Genomic DNA, 14,300 nt, shown 5'->3' with positions numbered 1-14,300 from the left:
CCTTGTGTTGGCACTTGCGCTGACCTTGCGCTGAAACTGCGCTGACGATGCACTGAATCCTGCACTGGACCGCCACCGGTCATGGGCCGCAGGGCAGGCGGCGGGTGCCAGGTCTTGCCCGCGTGATGGCGAACCCGACGTTCGCCGCAGCGCAGGATGCCAGAAGCGGGGCCGCGGGCGCAAGCACCTGCCGTGTGCAGGGCCGGGCGGAGGGCGCCGGTCCTCGGCCCTGCCTGCTTGGCCTGCAGCGCCGGTGCCCGGGCGGGTCGAGCCGGAGCAGCCTGCGGGCCCCAGGCCTGCGCCCTGCAGGTTCAATGGCCGCTCCATGGGGGCTCCATGGGGGCTCCATGTGTTCTCCTGCCGGGTGGCGTCGCGAACGGTGCCCGCAAGCGCCGGCACAGCGCCCTGCCGGTCAGCACGGGACCATCCAGGCCAGCAGGCCAGCAGTGCGATGCCAAGGGGTGCGCCGCCGTTGCCATCCCCAGCGTTCTCGCAGGCCGGGTACAGCAGGGCACCGCTGGAGGGGCATTGCACTGTGGACGTGAGACAGCCCGCCAGGGCCAGCAGGCCGAGCGGCAGGCACAGCACCGCCGCCAGCGCCAGGCGCAGGGGGCGCCGGGGGGCGAGGGCCTGGGCTGCGGGCGCCAGCAGGGTCGCGGTGAGGAGGGGCGCTGCACCGGGCTCAGGGCTGGCTGGCGGCATCCTCGCAGACCACCCGCGAGAAGGCGAACTCGATCCGGCGCGGTGCCCCGTTGCGCAGGCCCTCGATGCTGGCGAGAAGGCGGGAATCCTCCTGCCGTGCGTAGGCGATGCGCTGGGGGAAATCGTGCGTCGGGTTCTCGAAGACGGCCTCCCGAGGGCCGCTGCTCAGCAGCCGGAAGACCGTCGCGGGCCTGCCCGAGGGCTGGGGCATGAGCGCCAGGGTGCCGTCCGGCAGCTGCCGCAGCTGCATGAACTCGAACTCCACGGTCTTGCCCTGCCTGACCGTCCGGCTCATGCCCAGCATGGTGCCGCCCGCCGGCGCCAGCCAGTGCTCCACCGTGCCGGCCTCGCCGCCATGCCCGCGCCAGCAGCCGGCCAGCCAGGCCATGTCATGGACGGACTGCGCCCGGGCGGGCAGGGCGGCGCAGGCGGCGGCAAGGGCCAGCGCTGCGAGCGGGATGGGCCGGATGAGGGAGGATGGCATGAAGGCTCCTGTGGGGGTGTCGCTCCCCGGCCTGGGGTGGGTGCTGCTAGGTGTAGCAGATCACGGCGGCCTGACCTTGTGCAGCGGCCTGCCGCAGGAAGCCGAGGAGCTCACGGAAATTCTCCAGCAGATAGTCTTCGACGTCTGCCCCCTGCCGACGCCAGAGATCGCCGAGGTAGACGTCCTTGAAGTCCGAGGACTGGAGCTGCCGCCGCAGACCCTCCTCGCCGACACCCTCCAGCAAGGCGGCATAGCGGGCCACGGTGTCGCTGTCGACGGCCAGGGCGGGGCCATAGCCCACCTCGATGCGGCCGATGGGGCCGTCTCCGGCGAAGAGGTCCGGCGCGTCCGGGGCGCAGCGGCCGATGCAGTGCCGCAGGCCGTCCCAGGACTTGTCCAGGTCGGCCTCCAGCCGCTCATGCCCCGGAAATTCCGGCACCGCCACTGCAGGCGCGGCGGGCGTCTGGGCCCGGCCCAGGAGCCGCTGCAGCCAGGAGACCCGCTTCGGGGGCGCTACTTCTGCAAGGTAGGGGCTCGCGTCGTCGGGCTCCAGAAGCCGCCAGATCAGGGGCGGATCGGCGCGCAGCCGCGCCAGCTGCTCGGGGGATAGGGCGTAGAGGCTGCAGCAGATGCCCATGGTGTCGATGCTCCTTCGGGGTCAGGTCTTGTCTCGCGGTCGCGGCCGCAGGCGGAGGTGATGTGGCCTCCAGCCAGCGCGTGCGGCCGGGGGCAGGCGGGCGGCCAGTTGGACCGCCAGTTGGACCGCCAGTTGGACCGCCAGTTCACGGGCCTCGGCCTCGTCCAGCCCGGGGCCAGGCGGATGGTCCTGGCGCCGCAGTGGAAGGCTAATGCGTCACGGGTCGGGCCCATGAGCGCGGGCCGCCAGGCCTGGTACTGCGCCAGGCTGCCGGCCGGCGACGCCCGCGGGGCCTTGATCTCGGCCCCGGCATAGCGCCGCGTGAGGCCCAGGCCGAAGATCTCGATGCGATGGGCCAGTGCCATGGCATCGACCGTCAGCCGCTCCCGGCCGGGGAACTGCCCCAGCATGATGCCCAGGGCGCCCACCGTCCAGCCGGCCAGCCACAGGAGCAGGACGGCGGTGGGTGGCTTGTCGGAGGGCTGGCGCAGCTGCTCGATGGCCTGCACCTCGCCAAAGCACCAGCCGCCAAGCCAGATCACCAGGAAGAGCAGGGCCAGGAGGCTGCGCCGGGCGGGAACGGCCGCCTGCAGGCCCTCGGCGCTGAGGGGCGTCTGGTAGCCGGGGGGCTGGGGTGTGATTGGCATGGGGGCTGGAGGGCAGGAAGATCAGGCGCGTTCATGAGAGGTCGGGAGGCAAGCCGGCCGTTCGCAGAAGGCCTTGAGGCCCGCAAGCCGTTTCTCGACGACCCGCGAGAAGTACAGCGCCGCCAGCGGCTCGATCAGGCCGCGCAGCAGCCCGGGCCGCGCGACGACGGTGTAGCGGAACCGTGCCAGCGTGATGTCCGCCGACTGCGCCTTGAAGACCCAGGAGCCGGCGAACTTCTCCAGGAACCACGGCCCCTGGACCATCTTCACCGCGGCGCGGGTCGGCGGCTGGAGCTGCACGAAGGCCACCCGCATGCCCATGCCCAACTTCGATCGGATCAGGACCTCGCTGCCGACGGCGACCTCGCCAGCCGCCCCAGCAGGTACAGCCGCCCCAGCAGGTACAGCCGCCCCAGCAGGTCCTGTAGATCCAGCAGATCCAACAGGTTCAGCAGGTCCTGCACGTCCAGAAGGTCTAGCAGGCCCAGAAGGTCCTGTAGATCCTGTAGATCCAACAGGGTCCGCAGGTTCAGCAGGTTCAGCAGGTTCAGCAGGTTCAGCAGGTCCAGCCGCCCCGGCTGTTTCAGCCGATCCAGCCGATCCAGCCGAGCCAGCCGCCCCAGCCGCCCCAGCTGATCCAGCGGACGCCGCAACGAGCTCGATGCGTTCAGGGAAGGGGTCCCACTCATAGCGCACCGCATAGTCCTGCGAGATGCGATAGACCTCCGCGATGGGCGCGGCAATGAGCGTGCTGTGTTCGATCAGTGCCATGCGCAACTCAGCGATGACGGCCACCGCCGGTCCGGGAACGCGGACCGTCAGGGCCGGTGCGGTCCGTGGCCTCGGCGCAGGGCAGGCCGGGCAGCGCCCGCGAGCGCATGGACTGCTCGGGCCGCCCAGGTGGGACATGTCGTCCAGGCCGCCCAGATCGTCCAGGCCGCCCAGGCCGCCCAGATCGTCCAGGCCGCTCAGATCGCCCAGGTCGTCCAGCGCGCATCATCCGCTCAGGCCGCACCCAGCGCCCTCTTCAGGGAAGGCGCCATCATCAGCAGGGCGGCTGCAAGCATCAGCACCCGCTGGACCGCGACCGAGCACAAGGCCAGATGCTGGCTCGAGGGCATGGGTCTGTTGAAGCCTTCGGTGAGGATGAGGGGCGCCAGAAACCCCAGGGCCGACATCAGCAGACAAGCCAGGATGGGCAGCAGGTGGAGGGCCGACCCTTCGATGTGGAAGCTGAGCACGTGGACCGGCAGGAAGGCCAGGAGCAGTCCGCCGCAGAGCAGCCGGTGCTGCAGGCCTTGTCGTACTGCGGGGCCCAGGTTTGGTGGGTTCATGGTCTTCTCCTCCCAGGCATGCCTGCCGCCCTCGGGCATGCCGGTGATGGTCTTGGTGCCGGTCCGGCGCAGCAGCGTCGCAGGGACCGTGTGGTGCGGTGCGGGGCGATGCGGCTAGGCGGGCAGGGCGATGGGCGCAGTCTAATGCCTGCCTCACGTGAGAGAGGGTTGAAGGGGCGCTGAGCGCATCCTCAATGGGGGGGCGGAATGGCGTCGGTGCTGGCGGCAGCTGCCAGCAAGACGCGCACGGGAGGCTGGGGATCTGCCGGAACAGATGCTCCATGAAGGCCACGTTGATGCAGGGGCGTAGCTCCGGGCTGCCGGCCGCCCGCGCACCGGTGGGCACGCACTGAATGCCTGAAGAATAGTCTTGCAAAGGAGCGCCTTTTTTGCTTGCCTGGTTGAGGTCACGGACTGTGGCATTGATAAGTGGCCGGGCCATCGTCAGGAATGGGGGCGCTTCCGTTGGACGCTGGGCCCACCGGATGGTGGATGCCGCGGCTTCTTATGCTGTCTAGATTCCGCCGCATGGAATCTAACCATTGCAAGGTCGCCGCCGAGTCCCAGTGCGTCGAGGGTCTGTCCCCCCGTGAGGCCTCGGCCCGGGCTCGCGGCTTTCCCCTGCACCTGGCCCGGCAGCAGGCCAGCCCTGCCATGCAGGCGCTGGACCAGATGCGCGAGACGCTGCGTCTGCGCCACTACGCCTTTCGCACCGAGCGGGCCTATGTGGACTGGGCCCGCCGCTTCATCCTCTTCCATGGCCAGCGCCATCCCGCCGAGCTGGATGCCAGGGCGGTGGCGGCCTTCCTGACGCATCTGGCCTTGGAGCGCAAGGCCGCCCCGTCCACGCAATACCAGGCCCGGGCGGCGCTGATCTTCCTGTACGGGCAGGTGCTCAGGCTTGAGGCCCCCTGGCTCAGTGAGCTGGTGCGGGATCAGGCCCGGCAGCGCCTGCCCATGGCCCTGTCGATCTCCGAGGTGCAAGCCCTGCTGGGCGAGCTGCATGGCCAGCTCTGGCTCATTGCTGCCCTGCTGTACGGCAGTGGGCTGCGTCTGCGGGAGGCCCTCAGGCTGCGCGTACAGGACCTGGATTTCAGCCGCTGCGAGCTGCTCGTGCGCGAGGACCCGGCAGGCAGGGACCGCCTCACGGTCATGCCGGAGGCGCTGGTGCCGGCCCTGCAGGCCCAGCTCAACCAGGTGCAGGCCCTGCATGAGCAGGACCTGGCCGCCGGCTATGGCCAGGTGCCCCTGCCCCAGGCGCTGGCCGCCAGTCACCCCACGGCCTCTCGCTCTCTGGGGTGGCAGTGGGTGTTCCCCGGCAGCCGGCTGCTGGTTGAGTCCCGCAGTGGCGAGGTGCGCCGCCATCCGGTGCTGGAAGGCGCTGTGCAGCGTGCCATCGCCCATGCGGCCCGGCGGGCCGGCATCCCCACGCCCTGCTCTTCACAGGCGCTGCGCCATGCCTTCGCCCTGCACCGGCTGCAGGCCGGTCATGATGTCCGCAGCCTCCAGGCGCTCCTGGGCCATCGAGATGTCCGGACCACCCTGGTCTACACCCATGTACTGGCCACGACAGGGCAGGAGGCCGGTGATTCCAAGGCATCGCCATGATGCCCTCGGCGATCACCTCCCCGCCTGCTGGTGCCATGACCTTTTTTGACGTTGACGTCGGTGTCGGTGTCGATGTCGATGTCGATGTCGATGAGGCTGCCTCTGCCGCTGCAGGTGCAGGTGCAGGTGCAGGTGCAGGCCCTGATGTCGTTGCCACCGGCAGCGCTCACCCGCGCGTCGGGGATGCCGGGCCTGCCCCAGCTTCCCCGGGTCGGCCCCGACCGGGCAGGGCGCTATCGGAAATCCCGGCTCCCCGCTTCGTCTGCCATGCGCCCCAGCCAGGGGCTGAGGTCCTCGAAGCTCTCGGCCAGCAGGTTGCAGATGCCTTCGCGGCTGCGCTGCCATCGGCCGTGCACTGCCAGCAGCCGGGCGGCCAGGATGGTGCTGCGATGCCGGGCATAGACATCTGCCCAGACGATGACCTGAATGCTGCCGTGCTCGTCTTCCAGGCTGACGAAGAGCGTGCCCTTTGCGGTCTGGGGCTTCTGGCGCACCGTCACCAGGCCGCCGGTACGGACCCGCCGGCCATGGGGCACCTGGGCCAGCTGGGCCGAACTGCGCAGGCCATGCGCCTGCAGGCGCCCGCGCAGCAGGGCCAGCGGATGGCGGCGCAGGCTGAGGCCCAGGGAGCGGTAATCCCACAGCAGCTCCTCACCCTCGGGGGCCAGGCTCAGCTGCAGGGGCGGCTCATGGATGGGGGCGTCCTGCAGCAGGGCCGGTGTGCGCCCCTGTGCGCTCGCTTCCCAGATCTGCTGACGGCGGTGGCCGGCCAGGCTGTGCAGGGCGTCGGCCGCGGCCAGCAGCTGCATCTCGCGCGCATCCAGGCGCGCCCGCAGGGCCAGGTCTTGCGCATCTCGATAAGGTGCGGGTGCTTGAGGTATTGGCGGCACTGGCGGCACTGGCGGCGAAGGGAGTGCCCCCGGTCCCGGGGCGGCCACTCCCTGGCTGCGGGCATGCCAGGCAGGGGCGGCCGCCGGCACCGCCCACCCTTCCCGGCAGGCCACGATGCGCCGTCCCGTCTCCTCACTGAGCCCGTACACCAGGCGCAGGCCCAGGCGCACGGCGGGCTGGGGGCGGGTGTGTTCGAAGGGGCGGGCGTGGTCCGGCGCGAGCGGGGGCGCCTCGCCCTGCATCCAGCTGCGCTCGCGCTCACCGGCACGGGGGGTGGTTTCCAGGCTGCAGTCCCAGTCACTCAGGTTCACATCTGCCGCCCGCACCTCGATGCCATGGCGCCGCGCATCCTGCACCAGCTGCGCCGGCGTGTAGAAACCCAGAGGCTGCGAGTTGAGCAGGGCACACAGAAAGACCGCGGGCTCATGCCTCTTGAACCAGCAGCTGGCATAGGTCAGCAGGGCGAAGCTCGCCGCATGCGACTCCGGAAAGCCGTAGGACGCAAACCCCTGGATCTGACGGAAGATGGCCTCGGCGAACTCGTCCTCATAGCCCCGCGCCCGCATGCCGCTCAGGATGCGCGCATGGAACTGGGCCAGGTCGCCGGGGCGCTTCCAGGCTGCCATGGCGCGCCGCAGCTGATCCGCCTCGCCTGGCGTGAACCCCGCGGCGATCATGGCCACCTGCATCACCTGCTCCTGGAAGATGGGGATTCCATAGGTGCGCTCCAGGGCTTCCTTCAAGGCCTCCTTCGGATAGCGGATGCCATCCTTGCCCTTGCGACGGTTCTCAAGATAAGGGTGGACCATGCCGCCCTCGATGGGCCCGGGTCGCACGATGGCCACCTCCACCACCAGGTCGTAGAAGCAGCGTGGCCTCAGGCGCGGAAGCATGGACATCTGGGCCCGGCTCTCGATCTGGAAAGTGCCGACGGTGTCAGCCCTGCAGATCATGTCGTAGGTGGCCTCGTCACCCTCGGGGATGCGGGCCAGCTCCAGCGGGTGGTCGCGGTACTCCTCGCGCAGGCCATTGACCAGCGCGAAACAGCGGCGCAGGGCCGAGAGCATGCCCAGGGCCAGCACATCCACCTTGAGCAGGTTGAGGGCATCGAGGTCGTCCTTGTCCCACTCGATGACGCTGCGACCGGGCATGGTGGCGTTCTCGATGGGCACCAGACGCGAGAGCCGGCCCTGCGTCAGCACGAAGCCGCCCACGTGCTGGCTCAGGTGGCGGGGCATGCCCATCAGCTGCCGGGCCAGCACGATCAGCTGACGAAGGGGCAGCTCCTGCACGAGGTCCCGGCCCTGGCGCTCCAGGATCTCCTGCTGCAGGGCCTGCAGCCTGTCTTCGGGCAGGATCTCCTGGGCCCAGCCGGAGTGGTCCTTGGCCAGGCGCTCGACCAGGGCCTCCTCAACGCCCAGGGCACGGCCCACATCGCGCAGGGCGCTGCGGGCGCGGTAGCGGATCACCACAGCGGTCAGCGCGGCGCGGTCCCGGCCGTAGCGCTCATAGAGGTACTGGATGACTTCCTCGCGGCGTTCGTGCTCGAAGTCGACGTCGATGTCCGGCGGCTCGTTGCGCTCACGGCTGATGAAGCGGCCGAAGAGGAGCTTGCCGCGCTCGGGGCCGATGCTGGTGATGTACAGGCTGTAGCAGACCAGGCTGTTGGCTGCCGAGCCCCGGCCCTGGCAGAGGATCTTGCGGGAGCGGGCAAAGCGGACGATGTCCGCCACGGTGAGGAAGTAGTGCTCATAGCCCAGCTCGCAGATGAGAGTCAGCTCGTCCTCGATGGTCTGGCGGTGCTCGGGCGGCACGCCCTGGGGCCAGCGTCTGTGCATGCCGTCGTAGGTCATCTTGCGCAGCCAGCTCTGGGCCGTATAGCCGGCCGGCACCACTTCTTCGGGGTACTGGTAACGCAGCTCGTCCAGCGAAAAATGACACAGGGAGGCGATCTGCAGGGTCTCCGCCAGGGTGTCGGCCGGGTAGATCTGGCCCAGGCGCAGGCGGCTGCGCAGATGGCGTTCCGCCTGCGGATGGAGGGCTCCTCCGCAGGCATGCAGTGGGCGGTTGAGCCGGGTGGCCGTCATCACGTCCTGCAGGGGCTTGCGGGAGCGCACATGGAAATGCACGTCGCCGCAGGCCGCCAGGGGCAGGGCCAGGTGCGCGCTCATCTCGCGCAGCAGCTGCAGCCAGGCCTCGTCGGACAGCTCGCGCAGCAGGCACAGGCCCAGCCACAGCTGGCCCGGCGCGCAGGCAGCCTGCAGGGCTCGGGCCTGCTCGATCAGTTCGTCGGGCGCCTCCAGCCGGCGGTCCGGCAGCAGCAGGGCCAGACAGCCGCCAAGCTGTCCGCTTGCCAGGGTCTCCCGCAGCAGCGGCCAGTCCAGGCGGTAGCGGCCCTTGACAGGAGAGGCCCGGCGCAGCCGGGTGATGAACTCGCTGAGCTGCCCATAACCTTCACGGTGGCGGGCCAGCAGCACCAGCTGGAAGCCGGGTTCCGGGTCTTCTCCCGGTGCAGGGGAGCGTCCTCCGATCGCAGAGGCGGACGGCCGGGCGTCTTCGTCCTGCTCCGCCTGCTCTGCCTTCGCGCCCGGCTGTTCATCGGGCTGTTCATCGGTCTGTGCGCTGCTCTGTGCACTGCTCTGGGGGCGCGCCTGCCCACTCTGCTGCGCAGGGTCCTGCGCAGTCCCCGGCCATCTCACCCGAAACTGGCTGCCGATGATCAGCTGCACCACCTCCAGCTCGGGGTCCAGCTCCGGCGCCTCCTCGCGAAGCTGGCCGACGAGCTTCTTCAGGGCCACATGGGCCCTCACCACGCCGGCCAGCGAGCATTCGTCCGCCAGCGCCAGGGCGCGATAGCCCAGCTGCTGGGCGCGCAGCACCAGCTCCTCGGGGTCCGAGGCGCCGCGCAGAAAGCTGAAGTTGCTCAGGCATTGCAGCTCGGCATAGCCTGGCAGCACGCGTGCCCCGGGCCGAGCCTCGCCCGAGCGCCCCGCGGTGCCCGGCGTGTTGGCGCCCTGCAGCATGCGCTGCAGGGCCGGCGGCAGAGGGCGCTGGGACTTGTGGCTGCCCGGAGGGTGGGCACCGTCCTCTTCGTGCGCATGAGGGATGGAGGGCATGGCAGGTGCACCTCAGGCAAAGAGGCCTTGCAGATACCAGTGCATCGTGGCGTCCGGATCCTCCTGGGCGGGCTTGCCGGCGCCGGCCGACCGCGAGGCCAGGCCTTCCCGCGTACGAAAGATCCACAGCAGCTGCCCCTGGGGATTGCGGGCCAGGTAGTAGTCCCGCTGGACCTGAGGGGCAGAGCTGCCGCGCTCAGGGAGCAGGGCCTGGCCCGGCCAGCCCCACCAGCCACTTTCCACCCGCTGCGGGCCCAGCAGCAGCTGCAGTTCCCCCTGGTAGAAGGGGCGCTCCTGCGAGCTCGAGAGGCGCAAGGGAGGATCCAGCAGCCAGCTGGGCTGGGGGCCCGGCCAGGCGGACGCCGGGCTGCCCAGCATGCCCGCGCTGCCAGCGGCAACGCTCCTGCCGGGCAAGGGCGTCCGGCCTGTCCTGGACGCCTTGTTCGGGGCTGTCGGGGCCGTCGGGGCGGCCGGGGCAGTGGGGTCTTCGCCCCAGGGAGCCCAGGCCTGCATGGCTTCGGGGCGGGCATCGGCCTGCAGCCGGCTCTGGCAGACCTGGCTGGGTCCCAATCGCACGGCGCAGCGCTGAAGCAGCAGGCTCAGGGGCTCGCGGGCAGGAGCGCGGGCGTGCTCATCCAGGCGCAGGGCGGCATTGGGCGGCCGCAAGGGCTCGATGTGCTCCACCCAGAGCCGCAATTCAGCCACAGGGGCAGGCAGGGTCAGCCGGGCCAGATGCTCGCGCAGAAGGCCTTGCAGGTGCTCGAAGCTGCGGGTGAGCTCGGCGCTGCGCAGGAGCAGCTCGCCACCGGGTGGGCAGTCGCGGGCCCGCATGGCGTCATGCTGCCAGCCCAGTCGCAGGCTGCTCAGGCCGGCATGATGGCCGCTGAGCCAGGCGCAGCAGCTGCGCAGCAGGCTCTCGGCATGCGGCATCAGGGCGGGGGCGTCGTCCAGGCGCCAGGGCAGCTCCAGCCGGGCCTCGAAACGTTCGGGCAGCCGGACCCAGTCATGGGCCTGCTGCAGATCGCCATAGGCCCGGTCCAGGGCCAGCAGCAGCTCGGCCCCGAAGCGCCGCGCCAGGCCGGCCCGTGGCAGGCGCCGGACATCCCCCAGGCGTCGGCATCCCAGCCGCGCCAGCATGGGCGACTGCACCTGCACGGCGCTGAGGCAGGACAGGGGCAGGGCATCCAGCAAGGGATGCAGCGGGCGTGTCAGGCCATTGCGCCGTCCGCCGCGCAGCAAGGCCAGGGCCGCGAGGGCGTTGGGCGCCCAGGCCATGGCTGGGAGCTCGGGGGGCAAGGCAGCAAGGGCGGAAGCGCCGGAAGGGGTGGAAGTCGGAGGTGGAGCGGCAGGCAGCAAACCCAGGGCTCGACCCTCGCGCTGGATGCGCTCATGCAGGTTTCGCAAGCCGCCGAACAGGCGCAAGCAGCTGGACACCTCCAGCAGCACTGCCTCCTCCAGCAGGCAGACCCGGGGGGTGAACTGCAGCGCCCACCAGGCCAGCTGCTGCTGAGGGCTGGGCTGGCCCGATCCGACCTGCGCGCCATCAGCCCGTGGAGAGCCGGCCCCCGGGGCGTCCGTCTGCGTGGAATCGGTCCGGGGGCGCAGGGCCAGCCAATGCGGGGCGCTCGAGGCCGGCGCCGCATGAGGGCGGGGCATCAACCCGGGGCTGATCACACCGGGACTGATCACACCGGGACTGACTCGCGGGCATTCCTGGGCGTCTTTCTCGCTCTGTACACCAGGCGACACAAGTGCAAGCTCCGGGGAGCAGCCCGGCAGGTGACCCTGCAAGTGAATCTGCGAGCGGGCCTGCAGATGGACCTGCAGATGGATCTGCGAGTCGACCTGCGCGTGAGCCTGCCCATGGGCTGCCAAGCCATTGCTTGGTGCCTCAGCCCTGACCTCCTGACACGCATGCGGCGCATGGGCAGGCGCGCTCTCTGCACCTTGTGCCTCGGGCAGGGGCCCGCGGCAGCCACCCGGCGCGTGAGCCTGCCCATGGGCTGCCAAGCCATTGCTTGGTGCCTCAGCCCTGACCTCCTGACACGCATGCGGCGCATGGGCAGGCGTGCCCTCTGCACCTTGTGCCTCGGGCAGGGGCCCGCGGCAGCCACCCGGCGCGTGAGCCTGCCCATGGGCTGCCAAGCCATTGCTTGGCGCCTCAGACCTGACCTCCTGACACGCATGCGGCGCATGGGCAGGCGTGCCCTCTGCACTTTGTGCCTCGGGCAGGGGCCCGCGGCAGCCACCCGGCGCGTGAGCCTGCCCATGGGCTGCCAAACCTCTGCCTCGTGCATCAGGCCTGTCCCCCTGGCGTTTGTTCGGGGAAGGGGTAGGCACGCGCTCTGCCGCAGGCGTATCAAGCACGAGCCCCCGGAGGTGGCTTGGCGGGCTCATGCTTCCACCTCTGGCGTCGAAGACCGGGCCAGTGGTGAGAGGCGGCCTGGTGCCTGCTGCGTCCGGGTCGGCTCGCCGGCCTGGGCGGGCGGCTGCGGCGGTGCCACGCCCTGGCGCAAGCGGGCTGGCAGGCTCTGCTGCAGGCGTGGAGGCAGGCTGTGCAGTTGCAGGGGCTGGATCATGGCCGGTCCGCGGCGCTTGATCAGCAGGACCTCCAGCAGACCCGGGGCCAGCCCTCGCGAGGCGGCGGGCTGGCTCAGGCGCAGGCGCAGGGGGGCCGCGGAAGACTGGGTCGCGGCGCTGTCCGGCCGCATCAGGAAAATGGGCACGGGCGAGTTCAGGGCCGCGGCCTGCAGGCGCCGGATCTGCTCAGGCTGGGCGCCGTCCAACCAGGCCAGCACCGCACCGGCCGCCTGGGACTTGATGGCCTGCTCGGCTACCCACAAGGCCTCATGCAGCGTCTGCTGAGCCCTCGAATGTCTGACCGCAGGCGACCCGCGATACGCCCCCTGCAGAGAGCGCTGCCGCGATCCCTGCTTCGGCATTTGCTGAGGTACTTGCTGGGATCTCTGCAATGCCGCCAGCGGTGCCCCCAGGGGAGGCCGCTGACGCAGCGCCTCATGCACCTCCGCATGCAGTCCCCCATGCAGTGCCTCATTCCAGCGCTCATAGGACGCGAGATGGGGCGCCTGACGTGCCGGCTGATGTGCTGGCTGATGTGCTGCCTGAGCTTCTGGCTGATGTCCCCCTTGCCATGTGCCCTGATGCACGCCCCGAGGCAGTCCTCGATGGCCTTCTTGATGCGCTCCTTGATCGGCCCCCGGATACCTCCCCAGCGGGTCCTCCCGCCTCTCCCCCCGCTGCTCCCATCGCTTCTCCGGCCACCCCTGCGTGCCCATGTCCTCCGGCTCGGGGGTGGCTTTGATCCACACCCATTGCGCCGCTTCCAGGCCCAGGTCCAGCAGACCCGGGCCATGGGGCACGAAGGGCGGTGCGATCAGCAGGATGGGGGGCATCGCCGGAGAGCTGCCGCCGGTGGCCGGGCTGCCCCTTGAGCTGCCGAGCGTGGCGCTGTGGCCTGTCGAGCGGCAGCCCAGGGATTCTTCGCCGGAGGCGGCCGCAAAAAGCCTGCGCAGTGCCGGGGCCAGCAGGCGCCATTCGGCATGCTGGCCGGCCGGCTGCAGGACTTCGCACAGGGACTGGCTGGGCCAGCCACCGCCAGGCAACTCGGCATCCAGGGCTGCAAAACCGCTGCTGAAGGTGCGGCTCTGGCAGCGCCCCAGGCTGCCCGCCTGCCACAGCCGCCCGTCCCGCAGCAGCGGATGGTCCAGCAGGGCAGCGCGGGCGAGGGAGGGCGGGGCGGCAGACATGGGGAGGCAAGCAATACTGTATAAAAAACCAGTATAGAAGCTGGCGGCAGGATGTCCAGATGGGTGTGCTTGTACGCAAGGCGTACTGAGCAGGACCAATCCCCCAAGAATTTGGGGGATTGAAGTCCTGGGTTGCCCACCGGGAAAGGGGCAGACTTGCATAATCAGGGAAAACCCGAAAAAGGCTGGAGGGGGACTGAAGCCATGACTCAGCCCAAGGATTTCTGCGTGTCCACTGCCGTTCCTGCCGTTCCCGCTGCCTGGGCTGCGGCCCCTGTTGCCGCAGCCGCGCCTGTCACCCGGTCTCAGCCGGGGGGCGATTTTTCATTGGGCGGCCCGGCGTCCCTGGCCTCGCTGGGGCCGGCGGAGCGCCTGACCGAGCGGCTCTGGCTGCGTGCCCCCGAGGCGGCCGATCTGCCCGCCCTGCATGAATTCCATGCCGATCCAGCCACCCATCGCTACAACCCGGCCGGCTGCCTGCACGCGCTGGCCGACATGGAGGCCGAACTGGAGCGCTGGCTGCTGCACTGGCAGCACCACGGCTTCGGCTACTGGCTGGTCTGCCGGCGCGAGCGGCCGCAGGAGGTCCTGGGCGTTGGCGGCATCATGCGCAAGCGCATCGATGGCCAGCAGGCGATGAATCTGCACTTCCGCTTCCGTCCCCAGGCCTGGGGGCAGGGCTATGCGGCCGAGACCTCCTGCTCCGCCCTGGCCCTGGCTTTTGAGCAGCTGCATGAAGCCGAGGTGCTGTCCGTGGTGCGGCCAGCCAACCAGCCTGCGCGCCGGACCCTGGAGCGAGCCGGCCTTCGCCTCATCGGCGCCTGGGGGGACGTGCCCGGCCAGGCGGCCAGCCTGATCTACGAGATGAACGAGGGCTGCTACCTGGAACAGCGCGCCGCCGGACATTGCTGCAAGCCCCGGGACCGCTAGCCTCCGCGCCCGGGCGTGCGCAAGGCCCCGCACGGGCAGGCCGCAGCAAGCCCCTGGCGCCTCACCTGCGCCTGCGGCGCGAGCGGACACCCGGCGCGAGCGCGCAGCAGGCAGCAAGCCCTTCGACAAGCGACCGGCCGGCCAGACGGCCATACGCGACAGGCCGCCCATACGGCCATACGGG

The 14,300-nt window shown here is 70.4% G+C and carries 11 protein-coding genes; 2 read left to right on the top strand and 9 right to left on the bottom strand.

Annotated elements, in window-relative coordinates; all coding sequences use genetic code 11:
* Window positions 1-682: 682 nt before the first annotated feature.
* The 6 genes from O9Y01_RS02925 to O9Y01_RS02900 form a co-directional block, all read right to left on the bottom strand.
* On the bottom strand, window positions 683-1,186 hold the full coding sequence (locus tag O9Y01_RS02925; RefSeq protein WP_269629981.1) for a DUF6265 family protein: 504 nt from the start codon (window positions 1,184-1,186) through the stop codon (window positions 683-685).
* 46 nt (window positions 1,187-1,232) lie between these two features.
* Window positions 1,233-1,823, bottom strand: coding sequence for a DUF1877 family protein (locus O9Y01_RS02920; protein WP_269629980.1), 591 nt, complete (start codon window positions 1,821-1,823; stop codon window positions 1,233-1,235).
* Complete coding sequence (locus O9Y01_RS02915) at window positions 1,751-2,470, bottom strand: hypothetical protein (protein ID WP_269629979.1); 720 nt, start codon at window positions 2,468-2,470, stop codon at window positions 1,751-1,753. The genes O9Y01_RS02920 and O9Y01_RS02915 overlap by 73 nt, the downstream gene beginning before the upstream one ends.
* A 21-nt stretch (window positions 2,471-2,491) precedes the next feature.
* Window positions 2,492-2,791, bottom strand: a complete 300-nt coding sequence (locus O9Y01_RS02910) for a hypothetical protein (protein WP_269629978.1) — start codon at window positions 2,789-2,791, stop codon at window positions 2,492-2,494.
* Window positions 2,792-2,808: 17 nt separating this feature from the next.
* Window positions 2,809-3,159 (bottom strand): hypothetical protein, encoded by a 351-nt coding sequence (locus tag O9Y01_RS02905; protein WP_269629976.1) that lies wholly within the window; start codon window positions 3,157-3,159, stop codon window positions 2,809-2,811.
* Window positions 3,160-3,474: 315 nt separating this feature from the next.
* Window positions 3,475-3,804 (bottom strand): hypothetical protein, encoded by a 330-nt coding sequence (locus O9Y01_RS02900; RefSeq protein ID WP_269629975.1) that lies wholly within the window; start codon window positions 3,802-3,804, stop codon window positions 3,475-3,477.
* 528 nt (window positions 3,805-4,332) lie between these two features.
* Between O9Y01_RS02900 and O9Y01_RS02895 the strand changes: the two genes are divergently transcribed.
* The gene (locus tag O9Y01_RS02895; RefSeq protein ID WP_269629974.1) at window positions 4,333-5,412 is read left to right on the top strand and encodes an integron integrase; all 1,080 of its coding nucleotides are present in this window, start codon (window positions 4,333-4,335) and stop codon (window positions 5,410-5,412) included.
* 233 nt (window positions 5,413-5,645) lie between these two features.
* On the opposite strand, the gene O9Y01_RS02890 is transcribed toward O9Y01_RS02895, so the two are convergent.
* The 3 genes from O9Y01_RS02890 to O9Y01_RS02880 form a co-directional block, all read right to left on the bottom strand.
* Complete coding sequence (locus O9Y01_RS02890) at window positions 5,646-9,326, bottom strand: error-prone DNA polymerase (protein WP_442952712.1); 3,681 nt, start codon at window positions 9,324-9,326, stop codon at window positions 5,646-5,648.
* 105 nt (window positions 9,327-9,431) lie between these two features.
* Entirely contained in the window at window positions 9,432-11,075 is a 1,644-nt protein-coding gene (locus tag O9Y01_RS02885; protein ID WP_269629972.1) for a Y-family DNA polymerase, read from the bottom strand.
* Window positions 11,076-11,812: 737 nt separating this feature from the next.
* Window positions 11,813-12,262, bottom strand: a complete 450-nt coding sequence (locus O9Y01_RS02880; protein WP_269630556.1) for a hypothetical protein — start codon at window positions 12,260-12,262, stop codon at window positions 11,813-11,815.
* A gap of 1,251 nt (window positions 12,263-13,513) precedes the next feature.
* On the opposite strand from O9Y01_RS02880, the gene O9Y01_RS02870 reads away from it, so the two are divergent.
* A complete protein-coding gene (locus O9Y01_RS02870) occupies window positions 13,514-14,116 on the top strand; it encodes a GNAT family N-acetyltransferase (protein WP_269629971.1) in 603 nt (200 codons plus the stop codon).
* Window positions 14,117-14,300: the final 184 nt, after the last annotated feature.

The organism is Pelomonas sp. BJYL3 (genome assembly GCF_027257975.1).
GTDB lineage: Bacteria > Pseudomonadota > Gammaproteobacteria > Burkholderiales > Burkholderiaceae_C > Roseateles_B > Roseateles_B flavus.
The sequence above is the reverse complement of the archived record's forward strand: the minus strand, read 5'-3'. Positions and strand labels throughout refer to the sequence as shown.